General features: G+C 63.4%; 16 protein-coding genes and 2 pseudogenes. 8 read left to right on the top strand and 10 right to left on the bottom strand.

Going from position 1 to position 16,232, the window contains the following annotated elements:
- Positions 1–18: 18 nt before the first annotated feature.
- Complete coding sequence (locus LOY34_RS18195) at positions 19–396, top strand: RidA family protein (RefSeq protein ID WP_195884663.1); 378 nt, start codon at positions 19–21, stop codon at positions 394–396.
- A gap of 71 nt (positions 397–467) precedes the next feature.
- A complete protein-coding gene (locus LOY34_RS18190; protein ID WP_093380939.1) occupies positions 468–1,532 on the top strand; it encodes a hypothetical protein in 1,065 nt (354 codons plus the stop codon).
- Positions 1,533–1,586: 54 nt separating this feature from the next.
- On the opposite strand, the gene LOY34_RS27565 is transcribed toward LOY34_RS18190, so the two are convergent.
- The 3 genes and pseudogenes from LOY34_RS27565 to LOY34_RS18180 form a co-directional block, all read right to left on the bottom strand.
- Positions 1,587–2,327 carry a methyl-accepting chemotaxis protein gene (locus LOY34_RS27565; protein ID WP_408980598.1) on the bottom strand — a complete coding sequence of 247 codons (741 nt, stop codon included), beginning with the start codon at positions 2,325–2,327 and terminating at the stop codon, positions 1,587–1,589.
- Positions 2,328–2,489: 162 nt separating this feature from the next.
- Positions 2,490–3,473: pseudogene (locus tag LOY34_RS27560) on the bottom strand (cache domain-containing protein); the annotation flags it as partial.
- A 175-nt stretch (positions 3,474–3,648) separates the two neighbouring features.
- Entirely contained in the window at positions 3,649–4,533 is an 885-nt protein-coding gene (locus tag LOY34_RS18180; RefSeq protein ID WP_195884662.1) for a LysR family transcriptional regulator, read from the bottom strand.
- A gap of 122 nt (positions 4,534–4,655) precedes the next feature.
- On the opposite strand from LOY34_RS18180, the gene LOY34_RS18175 reads away from it, so the two are divergent.
- Positions 4,656–5,102, top strand: coding sequence for a PACE efflux transporter (locus tag LOY34_RS18175; RefSeq protein ID WP_045194813.1), 447 nt, complete (start codon positions 4,656–4,658; stop codon positions 5,100–5,102).
- 9 nt (positions 5,103–5,111) lie between these two features.
- Here LOY34_RS18175 and LOY34_RS18170 read toward each other — a convergent pair whose 3' ends face one another.
- The 6 genes from LOY34_RS18170 to LOY34_RS18145 form a co-directional block, all read right to left on the bottom strand.
- Complete coding sequence (locus tag LOY34_RS18170) at positions 5,112–6,158, bottom strand: hypothetical protein (protein ID WP_195886028.1); 1,047 nt, start codon at positions 6,156–6,158, stop codon at positions 5,112–5,114.
- A gap of 64 nt (positions 6,159–6,222) precedes the next feature.
- A complete protein-coding gene (locus LOY34_RS18165) occupies positions 6,223–6,648 on the bottom strand; it encodes a hypothetical protein (RefSeq protein ID WP_258663793.1) in 426 nt (141 codons plus the stop codon).
- Between the two features lie 135 nt (positions 6,649–6,783).
- Entirely contained in the window at positions 6,784–7,470 is a 687-nt protein-coding gene (locus LOY34_RS18160) for a GntR family transcriptional regulator (RefSeq protein ID WP_195884660.1), read from the bottom strand.
- 16 nt (positions 7,471–7,486) lie between these two features.
- Positions 7,487–8,191 (bottom strand): FadR/GntR family transcriptional regulator, encoded by a 705-nt coding sequence (locus LOY34_RS18155; RefSeq protein ID WP_045194809.1) that lies wholly within the window; start codon positions 8,189–8,191, stop codon positions 7,487–7,489.
- Positions 8,192–8,260: 69 nt separating this feature from the next.
- Entirely contained in the window at positions 8,261–9,571 is a 1,311-nt protein-coding gene (locus LOY34_RS18150) for a C4-dicarboxylate transporter DctA (RefSeq protein WP_038994418.1), read from the bottom strand.
- Between the two features lie 246 nt (positions 9,572–9,817).
- Positions 9,818–10,132, bottom strand: coding sequence for a helix-turn-helix domain-containing protein (locus tag LOY34_RS18145; protein ID WP_045194806.1), 315 nt, complete (start codon positions 10,130–10,132; stop codon positions 9,818–9,820).
- 278 nt (positions 10,133–10,410) lie between these two features.
- Between LOY34_RS18145 and LOY34_RS27555 the strand changes: the two are divergent.
- The 3 genes and pseudogenes from LOY34_RS27555 to LOY34_RS18135 form a co-directional block, all read left to right on the top strand.
- Positions 10,411–10,680, top strand: a pseudogene (locus tag LOY34_RS27555) (PAS domain-containing protein); the annotation flags it as partial.
- Positions 10,681–10,854: 174 nt separating this feature from the next.
- Complete coding sequence (locus LOY34_RS18140; RefSeq protein WP_371128675.1) at positions 10,855–11,964, top strand: methyl-accepting chemotaxis protein; 1,110 nt, start codon at positions 10,855–10,857, stop codon at positions 11,962–11,964.
- A gap of 22 nt (positions 11,965–11,986) precedes the next feature.
- Positions 11,987–13,675, top strand: coding sequence for a bifunctional diguanylate cyclase/phosphodiesterase (locus tag LOY34_RS18135; protein ID WP_045194801.1), 1,689 nt, complete (start codon positions 11,987–11,989; stop codon positions 13,673–13,675).
- A gap of 78 nt (positions 13,676–13,753) precedes the next feature.
- Here the strand turns inward: LOY34_RS18135 and LOY34_RS18130 are convergent, their stop codons facing one another.
- Positions 13,754–14,152, bottom strand: a complete 399-nt coding sequence (locus tag LOY34_RS18130; protein WP_045194799.1) for a hypothetical protein — start codon at positions 14,150–14,152, stop codon at positions 13,754–13,756.
- Between the two features lie 285 nt (positions 14,153–14,437).
- Here LOY34_RS18130 and kdpF point away from each other — a divergent pair, with 285 nt between their 5' ends.
- Positions 14,438–14,527, top strand: a complete 90-nt coding sequence (kdpF, locus tag LOY34_RS18125; protein WP_036996387.1) for a K(+)-transporting ATPase subunit F — start codon at positions 14,438–14,440, stop codon at positions 14,525–14,527.
- A gap of 8 nt (positions 14,528–14,535) precedes the next feature.
- On the top strand, positions 14,536–16,230 hold the full coding sequence (kdpA, locus tag LOY34_RS18120; RefSeq protein WP_045194798.1) for a potassium-transporting ATPase subunit KdpA: 1,695 nt from the start codon (positions 14,536–14,538) through the stop codon (positions 16,228–16,230).
- The last annotated feature ends 2 nt before the right edge of the window (positions 16,231–16,232 follow it).

Here is a 16,232-nt window from a genome sequence, read left to right as displayed (position 1 = left end):
TCCCGAAGGAGATTTCCCATGAGTTCGACTATCGAGCGTATCCCCAGCCACCTGCCATATCCGTTTTCCAAAGCGGTCAAGGTCGGCGGTTTTGTGTTTCTTTCCGGGCAGATCCCCCTGCACGCCGACGGTGAAGTGGTGCGCGGCGACATTCAGGTTCAGACCCGGGCGGCGCTTGAGCGTATCGGTGAAACCCTGGCCGAGTGCGGCGTCGGTTTCGACCAGGTGGTGAAGGCCACCGTGTGGCTGTCCGACATGGCTCATTTCGCCGGTTTCAACGAGGTCTACAAAGGCTTCTTCGCCAACGGCTACCCGGTGCGTTCCACCGTCAGCGCCGGTCTGGCCCTGGGCGTGGATGTCGAGATCGAAGTGCAGGCCTGGCTCGGCAACGACTGAGTCAGCACGGCAACACTGGATAAAAACAACAACAAAGGCCCCGCAGGGCCATCGATACCAGAGGGCTGAAAATGAAAGAGCAGCTGAAAATTGCAGGCGCCTTTATCGGCGTGATCGTCGGCGCAGGGTTCGCCTCGGGGCGGGAGCTGTTGCTGTTCTTTGTCGACTTCGGCCTCTGGGGCCTGCTTGGGGCGCTGGTCAGTGCGGCGTTGTTCACCTTTCTCGGCATGGCCCTGGCAAGGCTCGGCAATCGCTTGCAGGCGGCCTCGCACAAGGACGTGGTGTACGCCATCTGCGGGCGTTACCTGGGCTTGTTCGTCGATTTGCTGATCACCTTTTTCATGTTCGCCGTCACTGTGGTGATGCTTGCCGGCGGTGGGGCCTTGCTCGAGCAACAGTTCGCCATTCCGGCGCTGGCCGGCAGTGTGCTGGTGACGGTGCTGGTGGTGGCGGTGGTGTGCCTGGATGTGCAGAAGGTGATTCTGCTGATCGGTGCGGTGACGCCGTTCCTGATCCTGGTCGCCACGGCGATTGCCTTGTACGCGGTATTTACCCGCGAGCTGAGCTTTGCCCAGCTTGACCAGGTGGCCAGCCAGCAAGAGGCGGGCACCCGCCATTGGCTGCTCGGTGCGTTCCTGTATGTGTCGTACAACATCGTTGCCGGAGCGCCGATCCTGGCGATTCTCGGAGGTTCTGCGCGCCTGGAGAAAACCGCGATCTGGGGCGGGATTCTTGGCGGCGCGGCGTTGGGTGGGCTGATGCTGGTGATGAGCGCCGGGCTGTTGTCGCGCCTGGACAGCGTGGCCGAGCTGCCGATGCCGATGCTGTCGATTGCCAGCGAAATCTCCCCGGCACTGGGCGTGATCATGTGCGTGATCATCTTCGGCATGATCGTCAACACCGCCGTGGGCACGCTGTATTCGTTTCTGGCGCGGCTGTTGCCGGCCGGCACCCGCAGTTTTCGCCTGGGTTCGGTGGCGGCGGGGGTGGCGGCGTTTGTCTGCAGCCTGATCGGCTTTATCAGCCTGGTCGGCCAGGTCTATCCGTTCTTCGGTTACCTGGGTTTTGTGCTGATGCTGGCGGTTTTGATCGGCTGGCTGCGCCTGGGGCGGGCCAAGCAGGTGCTTGCGGTGTAGCGCGAGAGGATGAAAAAAGGGGCCGCAAGCGGCCCCTTTTGTTTTTCACAGCGGTCAGATCTTGAAGCTGTCGACCAGTTGCTTGAGGCGCCCGGCCTGTTGGGCCAGGGCATCGCAATGACGCAGGGTGTCATTGAGGTTGGCCACGCCTTGCTGGTTGAGCACGTTGATCTGGGTGATATCCAGGTTCAGGCTTTCCACCACGGCGGTCTGCTCTTCGGTCGCGGCGGCCACCGACTGGTTCATGCCGTCGATCTCGCCGATGCGCTGGGTCACGCTGCTCAGGCGCTCGCCGGCCTGGTTGGCAACCATCACGCTTTCTTCGCTGGAGACCTGGCTGGCGTTCATGTTGTGCACCGCCTCGCGCGAACCGACCTGCAGGGTGGTGATCATCTTGTGGATCTCTTCGGCCGACTCCTGGGTGCGGTGGGCCAGGTTGCGGACCTCGTCGGCCACCACGGCAAAACCACGCCCGGCTTCACCGGCACGGGCCGCTTCGATGGCGGCGTTGAGCGCCAGCAGGTTGGTCTGCTGGGAGATGCCCTTGATCACGTCGAGGATCTGGCCGATGTCGTCGGTGCTGGCGTTGAGGGTTTCGATCTGCTCGCACGATTCGCTGATCTTCTGCGACAGCGAGGTCATCGCCGAAATGGTTTCCTGCACCACCTGACGACCGTCGTTGGCCTGCTCGCTGGCGCCGCTGGCGTGTTGCGAGGCATCGGCGGCGTTGCGGGCGATTTCCTGGGTGGCTGCGCCCAGCTCGTTGATCGCCGCGGCCACGCTGTTGGTGCGCATGCTTTGCTCTTCGGAGCCGATGATCGAGGCGTTGGAAGCGCTCATCACGCGCTCGGACAGGTCGTGGACCTGGCGAGTGGCCGAGGACACTTCGGCAATCGAGGCATGGATACGCTCGACGAACTGGTTGAAGGCGCCGGCCAGTTCACCGAACTCGTCCTTGTTCTCGACGACCAGGCGGCGGGTCAGGTCGCCTTCGCCCTGGGCGATGTCCTGCATGGCGCGGCCCATGGTGGTCAGCGGACGCATCAGCACCGGGATCAGCAGGCTCAGCAGGCCGGCGATGGTGGCCACGGCAATGAGCATGGCGATAATGGCCGAGGTACGGAACTGGCTCAGGCCGGCGTAGGCTTTGTCGCGATCGATCGACAGGCCGATGTACCAGTCAGCGGTCGGCAGGCCGCTGATCGGGGCGAAGGAGATGATCCGCTCCTGTTTGTTCAGGGTGACCTCGTGGGTGCCCGGGGCGATATGCAGGTTGCTGCCCGGGTAGATGTCCTTGAGGTTCTTCATCACCTGGTCTTTGTCCGGGCTGACGATCACCTGGCCGTTACGGTCGACCAGAAATGCATGGCCGATACCGCCGAAGTCCACGGCGTTGATGATGTCCACCAGGGTCGCCAGGCTCAGGTCGCCACCGACCACGCCGAGCAGCTCGCCGCTGGTTTTGCTTTTCACCGGCATGCCGATGGTCACCACCAAGCCGCCGACCGCAGCCATGTATGGCGGGGTCAGCATGGTCTGGTTGGCAGCGACGGCCGCGGTGTACCACGGGCGCTGGCGCGGGTCGTAGCCGTCAGGCATTTTCGCGTCCGGGCGCTGGGTGAACACGCCGTTGGCCTGGCCAACGTAGGTGAACTGGAAGTTATTGGTGTACGAAGGCTGGTCGACCAGGCCCGGCAGGTCGGCGTTGGCGCCTTGCTGGGCGACGTCCTGGGCGAGGTTTTCCAGGACCAGAATGCGCCCGCTCATCCAGTTCTGCACACTACTGGCAGCCAGTGCACCGGCCTGTTTGACCGACGAGTCGATGTTCTGTTTGATGGTGTTGCGTTGCAGGTAATCGTTGTAAAGGGTGAACAGTGCAAATGCCAGAACCACGACGCCGCAGGCGCACAGCAGGATCTTGTGGCGAAATTTCAGGTTCATGTTCCGAGACCTTGTGCCAGTAAAGAGGAGTGCCGAGCGGCGCTTTTGGCGTGTGCTCGTACCTATCCAGACGGGTATCGGCCGCAAAACTGAAAAATTGATAGGAGTTTTTGCCGCAGGGGCTGACAGGATTTTCCTACTGCCTGCTCTGGCGTGCGTGTTTCAGCCGGGCGCTTTATTGCACGCCCAATAAACGCACCAGCGCCTGGGCAGCTTTTTGCAGTGGCTGGTGCTGGCGCCAGAAGGCATGCACCGGCAACTGCAACTCGTTGCGGGTGTTGCTGAAGTCCAGGCGCACCAGGCGCCCGGCGCCGAGCAACGGTGCTACCCGCGACAACGGAAAGTCGCCCCAGCCAAGGCCGGCTTCGACCATTTCGATGGCCATGGCCAGGCTGTCGGTGCGCCAGTACGCCTTGCCGATCAGCGCGCGGGTGTCGCTCAGGGGCAGGTCGCGGCTGGCCACCAGGATCTGCCGGACGTTGGCCAGGTCTTCGAGGTAAACGATTTGCCGGGGGCGCTGTTGCAGGGCCGGGTGCTGCGGGCCGATACAGGCCACCAGCGACTCCATGCCGATGTTCTGAAAACGCTGGCGGGCGTCCACCGACAGCCCGGCGAAGGCCAGGCACAGGCTGACGCGGCCGTCGTGCAGCAGTTGCAGGGCATCTTCCTGCGGTGCGCTCAGCACCTCGACATTCAGCAACGGGTGGCGCTCGCTGAGGGTTCTGATCGCCGCCAGCAGGCGGGTGTGGTCGATGTCCGGCACCACGCTGATGCTCAAGGTGCTTTCCAGCCCCTGGGACAGCTCCAGGGCATGCACCTGCAATTGCCCCAGCTGGTTGGCGATCATCCGTGCGTGCGGCTCCAGGGCCTGGGCCATGGCGGTGGGGCGGGTTTCCCGGTGGGTGCGTTCGAACAGGCTGAAGCCCAGTTCCGCTTCCAGGTTGCCGATGGCCATGCTCACCGCCGACGGCACCCGGCCCAAAGCCCGGGCGGCAGCGGAAAACGAGCCGCGGTCGAGTACGGCGAGAAACAGTTCGATGTTGTCGCTGGAAAAGTTCATGGCAATCTCCTGTCAGATAATCTGATAGCTGCTGACTTTGGCTGTCAATAAGATTGACGCATGCTTGCCCGCCTCAGTTGCCCAAGAGGGCGACGTTTTACGGCAAAACCGAGGTTAGCAACGTGCAAGGTGTCAAACGCAAACTGGTCTACGTGACCGCCTATGAACTGATCGGACTGTGCATGTCGACCCTGGGCCTGGCCTACCTGGCCGACAGCGCGCCGAGCAATACCGGGCCGCTGGCGGTGATGATCACCACCATCGCCATGGCCTGGAACTTCATCTACAACACCCTGTTCGAGTACTGGGAAAGCCGCCAGGCCAAGCGTGGGCGCAGTGTTGGCCGGCGGCTGGCGCATGCCATCGGTTTTCAGCTGACCCTGGTGGTGTACTTGATTCCGCTGATTGCCTGGTGGCTGGACATGAGCCTGCTGGAGGCCTTTGTCGTCGACCTGGCGTTCATCATCCTGATCCCGTGCTACACCTTCATCTACAACTGGCTGTTTGACCGCATCTTCGGCCTGCCGACCTCGGCCCAGGCCCAGCCCGACAACCGCGTCGCCGCATAAGCCGCGCGTTTATTGGGCCGGCAGGGTGATCACCTGGGCTGCGGGCTGCGGCTCGCGCTCGGGGCCTTCGGCGGCCAGCAGGCTGTCTTCTATCTCCCCCGACAGGTAGTAGACCCCGGCCATGGCGCCGGTCTTGCGGTTCTCCATCAATTCCCGCCATTCCTCGTTCAGCGCGACGTTGAGGATCACCCGCAGTTGCTCGATCATCGCCGGTTGTTCGCGGTTGTGGGTCATCACCCCGATGCCGGTGGCCGCCAGGGAAATCACCGTGCCCGCCGCACGCCCGACGGCTGCCGCCACGGCGCTGGCGATGCCCCGTGGCGCCAGGGTGGCGCCGAGCTTTTCACTGGCTTGCCGGGCGACCGATGACAGGCCGATGTCGGCGCGCTGGGTGCCGGCGCGCACGGCGCTGTGCAGGCGTTTGACCAGTGCGGCGTAGGCGGGTTGCTGTTCCAGCGGCTTGCTGAACAGCAATTGATGGAGCGAGGCATTGTTGTTGGCCGGGGGGGCGAGGCCGATGGCCTGGATTCGCGTCAGGTGCAGGTTGAACTGCTCCGGCGGCGCCCGGTAGCGTTGGGCAATCTGCTGCAGTTGCTGGCCAAGCAGCTGGATATACAGCTCCATGGCCCGGTCGCGAATGGCCTCGGGGTCGATCTCCTTGGCCACCGGGTCCAGCACCCGTTCGTGGTACTGCTCCTGCAGGTACTGGGCCAGGCGCTTTTCCGGGGTTTCGCTGCCGTCGCCACTGTTCATTTTGTACCAGGCCACTTTCATGGTCAGCCATTGCTGGGTCCAGTAGCCGGTGAACCAGGGGATGAACTCGCTTTCGGTGTACTGCTGCACGCGGTCTTTCCAGACCCGCATGGAGCGCCGGGCATAGTCGTTGACTGAACTGGTGACCGCCAGCGAAGCGTCGATGATGTCGCGGTCGATCTGTTGCCAGGTCGCCGCATTGACCGGGATGGGCGGCGGCTCGCTGACCTTTTGCCGTGAGCCGCAGCCGCCCAGCGCCAGGAGCACGGCGAGCAGCAGGGCGATGAGCGGGGAACGCGGAATCAAAGCGCAGCCCCCCTGTGGTCAGGCAAGCTCGAATGGTGTGGTTACCTGAGTATAGGTGCCGTCACTCGCGCTGCTGTTCGGCCTCGGCCTCGTCCAGGGCGAGGAGGATGTCGGCCCAGATCTCCTTGTAGAAAAACCACACCCAGGTGGCGTTCAACAGGCGGTCGATATGGCGCCGCCACCAGCTGTCGCGGCGTGCCTGGAGGGTTTCTTCGATCTCCTCCTGCAGCCAGGTTTCGTCGAAACCGGTCCAGACCGGCGGTACCGGCGTCATGATGTTGCCGTAGCAGGCGGGGGCGACTTCGCTGTAGAAGATTTCCTTGAGCAGCTCGCGGTCAAAACCCACCAGGTGGCGGGCGATCCACAGGTATTCGACGTGGGTGTCGACGAAGGCATCGGACATTGCTGCGCGCACTTGCTGGCGCTGCTGCGGTGTCATGTGCGGCGCAGGTGTCATCAGGGTGCCCTCCAAGGCGATTGACGTCATGGTAAAGCGGGCAGGCTATAACTGTCGCCTGGTAGGCGAGCGCTTCGCACTCGATCGCTGGCAAGGCCAGCTCCCACAGGTTCGGTGCATGCCACTATTGTGGGAGCCGGCGTTGCCGGCGATGAGGCCCTTCGGTCAATCCTCCAGGTCGAGCTTGGCCTCGATATGGTCCAGATGCTCATGCATCAATGCCAGCGCCGCCTCGCCATCGCCGTTCTCCAGCGCATCGATGATCGCCGCATGCTCCTGCCAGGCGCAATGGCTGCATGGTCGTGCTTCGTACTGGGCAATGATCAGCGAAGTCTGCGGTACCAGGCCGTTGAGAAAACGCGCCAGCGGCAGGTTGTCGGCCATGTCCGCAAGTTTGAGGTGAAACTCGCCGCCCAGGCGGATCGCCGTGCAGCGCTGGCCCTGTTCATGGTGCTGGCGCTCGCGGGCCACCAGTTCGCGCAACTGGCGGATCTTGGCCGGCCGTGCGCGCTTGGCCGCGAGGCTGATCAGGGTGGTTTCGGCCAGGCGCCGGGCGCTGAGGATCTGCCGTGCATGCTGCGGGTCGGGCGCAGCCAGGCGTGCGGTGTGGCTCGGGCGCTGGACGATCACCTGTTGGTCCGACAAACGCCCGAGCACCCGCCGGATCACCGTGCGGCTAACCCCGAAAGCATCGCCCAGGGCTTGCTCGGTCAGGGCGCTGCCAGGAGCCAGGCGCTGCTCGAGGATGGCATCGAACAGCCGTGGGTAGATCTGCTCGGCCGACAACCTGCGCTCACCTTGGGCAAGCAACGAGGGCAGGGCGGTGTCATGGGCGTGGGCGCTGGCGTTCATGGTCGCACTCCTGGGGTCAGTTGCCCGGATGATCGTCCGGGATGTTCAGTTCGATGCCCATGCGCCGGCCTTCCTGAAGGATATGGTGGCGCATCTGCGCGCTGGCCTGGGCGCTGTTCTTGTTGCGGATGGCGCGCACCACCGCTTCGTTTTCCTCAAGCCGCGCCGCCAGGTGCTCGGGCGAGTTGCGCAGCACTGCGGCGCTTTGCTTGAGGGCGTTGCTGGTCTGCTGCACCACGCTCTGGAAGATCGGGTTGGCGGTCAGGGTGAACAGCTCTTCGTGAAAGGCGATGTAGGCGTTGACCCCGGCTTCGCTGTCTTCGGCCTCGAGGGCTTCGCGCATGTCCATCAGGGTCAGGCGCAACTGACCGATTTCCTTGCTGCTGATCGACTGCGCCACCAGGCCGACGATAAACGGCTCGAGGGTGTAGCGCAGTTGCAGCACATCCTCGAGGCTGGCCTCGGCGACGCCACTTTGGGGCGAGGTGCTTTGCGCCGCATCAGCGTCCAGCACCAGCACGCCCTTGCCCGGCATCGAGCGCACCAGGCCGAGGGTTTCCAGCACGGTCACCGCTTCGCGCAGGCTTGGCCGGCTGATGCCCAGTTGCTCGGCCAGTTCGCGCTGGCCCGGCAGCATGTCGCCGGAGCGCCACTGGCCGCGGGCCAGGGCCTGGCGGAGTTTTTCCACCACTGAGTTGACGACGGTTGATGAAGTAATCATTGGTCACTCCATGAGAACACTTGCATGGTTTGCTCCTGTGGCCGGCAGTTTTGCTGCCGGCCCTGTTGCTCAGAACTCTTGTTGATGGGCGTTGGGGGTTTTGCGCTGGGCAAAGCCGAAGCCCTGTTTGCCCGACAGCACATTGTTGGCCCGTTCCATGTCGATATCGCCTTCCCAGCGGCCGATGGCCACGGTGGCCACGCAGTTGCCGATCAGGTTGGTCAGCGCCCGGCCGATGCCCATGAACCAGTCCACCGCCAGCACCAGCACCAGGCCGACCACCGGGATCGCCGGAATCGCGGTGAGGGTCGCGGCAAGGATCACCAGCGCCGAACCCGGAATACCGTGGGCGCCCTTGGAGGTAATCAGCGACACCAGCAGGATGGTCAGCAGGTCGGTCATCGCCAGCGGCGTGCCGGTGGCGTTGGCAATGAAGACGATGGCCAGGGTCAGGTAGATCGAGAAGCCGTCGAGGTTGAACGAGTAACCGGTAGGAATCACCAGGCCCACCGTCGAGCTGCCGATGCCCAGGTGCTCGAGCTTGCGCATGATCTGTGGCAGCACGGCGTCGGAAGAAGCGGTGCCGAGGACGATGGTCAGCTCTTCGCGCAGGTACTTGATGAACGGCAGGATCTTCAGCCCCGACAGGCGCATCACGGTGCCCAGGATCAACAGCACGAAACCGGTGCAGGTCAGGTAGAACAAGGCCACCAGGCCGCCCAGGTGCTGCAGCGATTCCAGGCCGTACTTGCTGGTGGTGAAGGCGATGGCACCGAACACGCCGATCGGCGCCAGGCGCACGATCATGCCCATGATGCGGAAAATGATGTGGCTCAGTTCGTTGATCAGCCGCGAAATGCCCGAGGCCGCTTCACCGACCAGGTTCAGGGCGCTGCCGAACAGCACTGAAAACAGCAGGACCTGGAGGATGTTGTTGTCGGCAAAGGCGCCGACCACCGAGGTCGGGATCAGGTCCATGAGGAACGCTGCAGTGCCATGGATGTGCTGGCCGCGTTCGGCCAGGTTGCTGGCTTCGCTGCTGGCCAGTTGGTCCAGATGAATGTTGGCGCCGCTGCCAATGCCCGAGGTAAAGGCGAACACCAGGCCGATCACCAGGGCGATGGTGGTCAGGATTTCGAAGTAGATCACCGATTTCAGGCCGATGCGCCCGACCTTCTTCAGGTCGCCAGCACCGGAGATGCCGCTGACCACCACGCAGAACACGATCAGCCCGATCAACATCTTGATCAGCTTGATGAAGCCGTCACCGAGGGGTTTGAGTTGCAGGGAAACTTCAGGAAAGCTCAGGCCGCAGGCTATGCCTAGCACAAGGCCCAACACCACTTGGAGGAAGATCGAACGCGAGCACCATTTGAGCATGGGAGGGATCTCTGGTCGGTGTCCCTGCTTCGATGCCACGGCGGGCGAAAGAGCGGAGGACTTAATTATTGTGGTCTTACCGGTATGTCCAGTGCGTGGGCAGTGTAGGCGCGATTTTTTTGGGTTTGCAAGGGGTTTTCGGCTGAGCGGGCAAGAATTGGCTTTACCGGTCTGACCAGTTGCGGTGCAATAGCCAGGCAAAAAAAAGCGGCAGGGTCGACCTGCCGCTTTTCGGGGTTGCCGCCACTAAGGCTTGGACAAGGCCAGGTCTACCGCTGCGATCAGCTTTCCCAGGTCTTGGGAGGGCGTTTTGTGAATGACGCCGAAGAGGTAGGCACGCTGCTCGTCTTCGTCGTTCTCTTCGGCGAAGAAGGCTTTGAGTTTGATCCCCAGCACTTCGGAAAAGCTCGACAGGGCTTCCACGCTGGGAGTGTAGGTGCCGGTTTCGAAGCGACTGATGGTCTTGGGGTCAAAACCGGTTTTCTCGCCAAGTTCAGCCTGAGTGAGCCCGGCTACCTTGCGGTAACGTCTGATGGCCGAACCCAAACTTGAAATTGTCATCGCTTAATTCCCATTTAGAATCAAGAACTTAACGATATCTATCGGCAAGAGGCAACGCCACAATTCATCACCTTTGTTTGCATAATGTGATGTAATTCGTAGAATTGATCGTTTGGACAGGTCAAAAGCCATCGAGTTTCAACCGCGCTGACCCAGCTGAGACTATTCAGCAAAGCACCCCGGTAGAAGGCTGATCTCGGTGTCGGACGAATGGTTTGGGCGCTGCGCAGGACAACCTGGCAGACCCCTGCAAATGGAGTTTTATCGTGCGTCTCAACATGCCGGTTACCTCGGTCGAACAGACTTTCGGCGAGGATCAACGGCTTATTTCCGCCACCGACACTGCCAGCAATATTACCTACTGCAACGCCGAATTCGCCGCCATGAGCGGGTTCAGCCAGGCCGAGCTGATCGGTAGCCCGCACAACCTGGTGCGCCATCCGGACATGCCGCCAGCGGTGTTTGCCCTGATGTGGCAGTACCTCAAGGCCGGCCAGAGCTGGATGGGCATCGTCAAGAACCGCTGCAAGAACGGCAACTTCTATTGGGTCAGCGCCTATGTCACGCCGATTCTCGAGGACGGCCGCCTGGTCGGCTATGAGTCGGTGCGGGTCAAGCCCACTCGCGAGCAGGTGCGCCGTGCCGAAGCACTGTATGCACGCTTGCGCGAGGGCAAGCCGGCAGTGGCGAGCGGGCGCCGGCTGGCCCAGCTTGGCCAGGTGATGAGCCTGCCCCTGGCCGCAGGCGCGCTGGCGGTGGCAGCCAACCAGGTGCTGCCGGGATGGCCGGGCCAGGGGATCACCCTGGGCCTGTTCGCGCTGCTCGGCCTGTGGGCCCATGGCCGCCTGGGCCGTCAGTTGGGGCAGATCGTCGGGTGTTCGACGCACACCTTTGCCGACCAGATCAGCGCCCTGACCTACAGCGACCTACTGGGCCCGGCGGCGCAGTTGCAGATGATTTTGATCAGCGAAGAAGCGCGGCTGAAAACCGCGCTCACCCGCCTGAGCGACCTGGCCACACAAATGGCCGAAGCCGCCAGCGACTCCAGCCGTTTGTCGCGCAACACTGAAACGGCGCTGCTGGAACAGCGCGGCGAAACCGACATGACCGCCACCGCCATGACTGAAATGGCCGCCTCCATCGGCGAGGTGGCCGAGCATGTGCAGCAGACCGCCGTGCAGGCGCAGACCGCCAACCAGTTGGCCGAGCAGGGCAGCCAGGTCGCCGGCACCAGTCGCGAGGCCATCCAGTTGCTGGCCACTACCGTCAGCCAGATCAACCAGGCGGTCACCCACCTGGCCGGGCAGACCCAGGACATCATGCTCGCCGCTGAAGTGATTCGCGCGATTGCCGAACAGACCAACCTGCTGGCGCTCAACGCCGCCATCGAAGCGGCCCGCGCCGGCGAGCAGGGCCGTGGCTTTGCCGTGGTCGCCGATGAGGTTCGCGCCTTGGCGGCCAAGACCCGGCACTCGACCGTGCAGATCCAGGGCATCATCGAGAACCTGCGCAGCGGCGCCGACGAGGCGGTGAGCATCGCCAGCCTCGGTATCAACGAGGCCGAGCAGGGCGTGGCCCAGGTGCTGGAAGCGCAGCGCGCCTTGCAGGGTATTCGCGCCGCGGTCGAGCGCATCAGCGACATGAGCCAGCAGATGGCCGCCGCCTCGCAAGAGCAATCCTCGGTGGCCGAAGACGTGTCCGAGCAGATCAACAAGGTTGCCAGCACCGTGCAGGCCACCGCGCTCAACGCCAATGCTGCAGCCAGCCGCGGCGCTGAACTGGAAAGCATTTCTTCGGGCCTGCGGGCCCTGGTCGAGCGTTTCAATCGCTAGCCACCAGGGTGCAGAGGAATTCATGGACGATAACTACCGCGCGGCAGTCGATGCCGCCGCGATCTTTTCCGAAACCGACCTGAGCGGCCGGATCACCTACGTCAACGAGCAGTTCTGCAGCATCTCCGGCTACAGCCGCGAGGAACTGCTGGGCGCCAACCACCGGATCCTCAACTCCGGCCTGCACGGGCCGGAGTTTTTCATCGGCATGTGGCGCGCGCTGGTTGCCGGGCGGGTGTGGAAGGGCGAGATCTGCAACCGCGCCAAGGACGGTTCGCTGTACTGGGTCGACAGCACCATGGTGCCGTTGATCGACCCGGCCACGGGCAAGGTGCGCAAGTACGTTTCGATCCGCTTCGACGTCACTGAAAAACGCCAGCTGCTGCATACCCTGCAATGGCGGGTCGGCCACGACGTGCTCACCGGCCTGCCCAATCGCGCCTACTTGTCCGACCTGCTTAACCAGGCCCTGGAGTTCTCGCGCAACGAGGACATTCCGCTGGCGGTGTGCATGCTCGACCTGGACGGCTTCAAGGCGGTCAACGATGGCTACGGGCATGCCAGCGGCGATCTGCTGCTGGTCGAAGTGGCCACCCGGCTCAAGGGCATCCTGCGTGGCGGCGATGCCGTGGCGCGCTTGTCGGGCGACGAGTTCGTGCTGATTCTGCGCCACGTGCAAGACCCCACCCACTTGCAGGCGGCGCTCGACCGGGTGCTGACCGCGATCGCCGCGCCATACCGGATTCGCGAGCAGGAGATTCGCGTCAGCGCCAGCATCGGCGTGACCCTGTTCCCCCAGGACAACGAAGACACCGACACCCTGGTGCGCCACGCCGACCAGGCCCTGTACGTGGCCAAGCAGAGCGGGCGCAACCGCTTTCACCTGTTCGACGTGTCGCTGGACCAGGAGGTCAAGGCCACCCACCAGACCGTGGCGCGCCTGCGCCAGGCCTTGCACCAGGGTGAGCTGTGCCTGCATTACCAACCCAAGGTCAACATGCACAGCGGCGTGGTGATCGGCTTCGAGGCGCTGCTGCGCTGGCAGCACCCGGGCAAGGGCCTGGTGCTGCCCGGCGATTTTCTGCCGCAAGTCGAACAGACCGACTTGATCGTCGAGATTGGCGAGTGGGTGATCGACCAGGCCATGAGCCAGATGCAAAGCTGGCAGGCGCTGGACCATCAGTGGCCGGTCAGCGTCAACATCGCTGCCCGCCATGTGCAGCGTGACGACTTTGTCGAGCGCCTGCAGTTGCTGCTCGGGCGTCATCCGGACGTGGCGCCGGCGATGCTCGACCTGGAGATCGTCGAGTCGGTGGCGATCGAAAACATCCAGCGCGTCAGCCAGTGCCTGGAGGCCTGCCAGCGTTTGGGCGTGCAGTTCTCCCTGGATGATTTCGGCACCGGCTATTCGTCGCTGAGCTACCTCAAGCGCCTGCCGACGCGGACCATCAAGATCGACAAATCGTTCGTGCGCGACATCCTCCACGACCACGACGACCTGGCCCTGACCCGCGCCGTCATCGGCCTGGCCCGCGCCTTTGGCCGCCAGGTAATCGCCGAAGGCCTGGAGACGGTAGAGCATGGCCAACTGCTGATGGGCCTGGGTTGCGACATCGCCCAGGGCTACTGCATCGCAAGGCCCATGCCGGCCGAGCAGGTGATCGGCTGGGTTGCCGGTTACCAGCAGCCAGCGCAGTGGAAAGTCCTGTAGGGGCGGGCCTTCTGTGGGAGCGGGCCTTGCCCCGCGATCGAGCGCGCAGCGCTCGCTATCCAGGCGACGCTGAGCTCTCTAGTACTTCCCCAGCTGTACCAAGCCAGCACCCAGCATCAACCAGATGCCTCCTGCTACGGTCAGCCAGCAAGACACCTTCATTCGGCGTTGCAGGTAGGCTGGAAGCTCGTGAGTTTCTTGCGCTTCAAGCACTCTCCTGCCAATACCGATGCTCGACCAAGCTAGCGCGCCACTGATAGATGCAACTACCAGGGTGCGTGACATAATGCCCCTGCGTCCCCATAGCTGAATTTGTTGCTCCAGCCCGCGATTGTTCTGTAGCGCTGCACACATCACCTCAAAATGTCGTGAGCAGGCGATATGCACGTCGATGGCAACGCCGGATAACGCGATAACGAAAGGCGCCAGGCCGAATCCGATCTGGGCGTGAAGGGGCCAGGTGTTGATTTCAAACATTGCTTAGTCTCCTTGGGCAATGAGGCCCGCAACCTAGCACCGGCAATCCAAGCCTGGCGCCCCGCTGGGCGGAATAGGAAACTTCCCACAAATTTCTATGCACTGCCCCGGTGGGAGCGGGCCTTGCCCCGCGATCGAGCGCGTAGCGCTCGCAATCCAGGCCCCGCCGCATCGCGTTATTTACGCATTCTTTATGCCCGGCCCTGGCTCTCGATCTCGCCCCTTTACAGCCTCTCTACCGACAATGACCGTCAGCGGCACGTGCCGTAAGGACGGAGAGTTTTCATGAGCATTCTGGACGGGGTGTCACTGCTGCTGGCAGTGGCCTTGATGATCTACCTGCTGGTCGCGCTGCTGCGCGCCGATCGGGGTTAGGAGCGACCATGCACAGTTACGATTACGCGTTGCTGCTGGCGTTCTTTGCGCTGGTACTGCTCCCGGCACCCTTGCTCGGGCGTTTCTATTTCAAGGTGATGGAGGGGCAGCGCACCTGGCTGTCGCCGCTGCTGGGGCCGGTCGAGCGTGGCTGCTACCGGCTCGCCGGGGTCGATGCCAGCAAAGAGCAGAGCTGGCAGCAGTACACCCTGGCCTTGCTGGCCTTCAACCTCGCAGGCTTTGTGCTGGTGTTCGCCGTACTGCTGTTACAGGGCTACCTGCCGCTCAACCCGCAGCACCTGGCGGGGCAGGAGTGGTCGCTGGCGTTCAATACCGCCGTGAGCTTCGTCACCAACACCAACTGGCAGTCCTATAGCGGCGAAGCCTCGGTCAGTTACCTGAGCCAGATGCTCGGCCTGACCGTGCAGAACTTCGTCAGCGCCGCCACCGGCCTCGCCGTGCTGGTTGCCTTGTGCCGCGGCATCGCCCGTCGTTCGGCGCAGACCCTGGGCAACTTCTGGGTCGACATGACCCGCGCCACGCTCTACGGCCTGCTGCCGCTGTGCCTGGTGCTGGCTTTGCTGCTGGTGTGGCAGGGCGTGCCGCAGACCTTCGCCGATTATGTTCATGCCCTGACCCTGCAAGGCGCCGACCAGACCATCCCGCTGGGCCCGGCTGCCAGCCAGATCGCGATCAAGCAACTGGGCACCAACGGCGGTGGCTTTTTCGGCGTCAACTCGGCGCACCCGTTCGAGAACCCGACGGCCTGGAGCAACCTGTTCGAGGTGGCCTCGATCATTCTCATTCCGGTGGCCCTGGTGTTCACCTTCGGCCATTACGTCAAGGACATGCGCCAGAGCCGGGCGATCATCGCCGGCATGCTCGCGCTGTTCCTGATCGGCGGCGGCACCGCGCTGTGGAGCGAGTACCAGGCCAACCCGAACCTGAGCAGCCCGCTGGTTGAACAGACCGCGCCGCTCGAAGGCAAGGAAAGCCGTTTCGGCACCACCGCCAGCGTGCTCTGGACGGTGACCACCACCGCCGCTTCCAACGGCTCGGTGAACAACATGCACGACAGCCTCAACCCGCTCAGCGGCATGGTCGCGCTGGTCAACATGATGGTCGGCGAGGTGATCTTCGGCGGCGTCGGCGCCGGGCTCTACGGCATGCTGCTCAACGTGCTGATCGCGGTGTTCCTCGCCGGCCTGATGATCGGCCGCACCCCGGAATACCTGGGCAAGAAACTGCAGGCGCGGGAAGTGCAGTTGCTGGTGGCGACCCTGCTGGTAATGCCGGTTGGCGTGCTGGTGCTCGGCGCCCTGGCGGCCAGTTTGCCCGGCCCTGCGGCGGCGATCAGCAACCCCGGTGCCCACGGCTTCAGCCAGTTGCTGTACGCCTACACCTCGGCCAGCGCCAACAACGGTTCGGCCTTTGCCGGCCTGGGTGCCAACACCACCTTCCACAACCTGATGATCGGCCTGGGCATGCTGATTGGCCGTTTCGGCTACATCCTGCCGGTGCTGGCCCTGGCTGGCAGCCTGGCACTGAAAAAATCCGCACCGGTGGGGCAGAACAGCTTCCCGACCCACGGCCCGCTGTTCGTCACCTTGCTGGTGGTGACCATCCTGTTGGTCGGTGGCCTGACCTTCCTGCCGGCCCTGGCCCTGGGGCCGGTGACCGAATACCTGAGCCTGGGCTTGTGAGG

This window comes from Pseudomonas sp. B21-009 (assembly GCF_024749345.1).
GTDB lineage: Bacteria > Pseudomonadota > Gammaproteobacteria > Pseudomonadales > Pseudomonadaceae > Aquipseudomonas.
The sequence above is the reverse complement of the archived record's forward strand: the minus strand, read 5'-3'. Positions and strand labels throughout refer to the sequence as shown.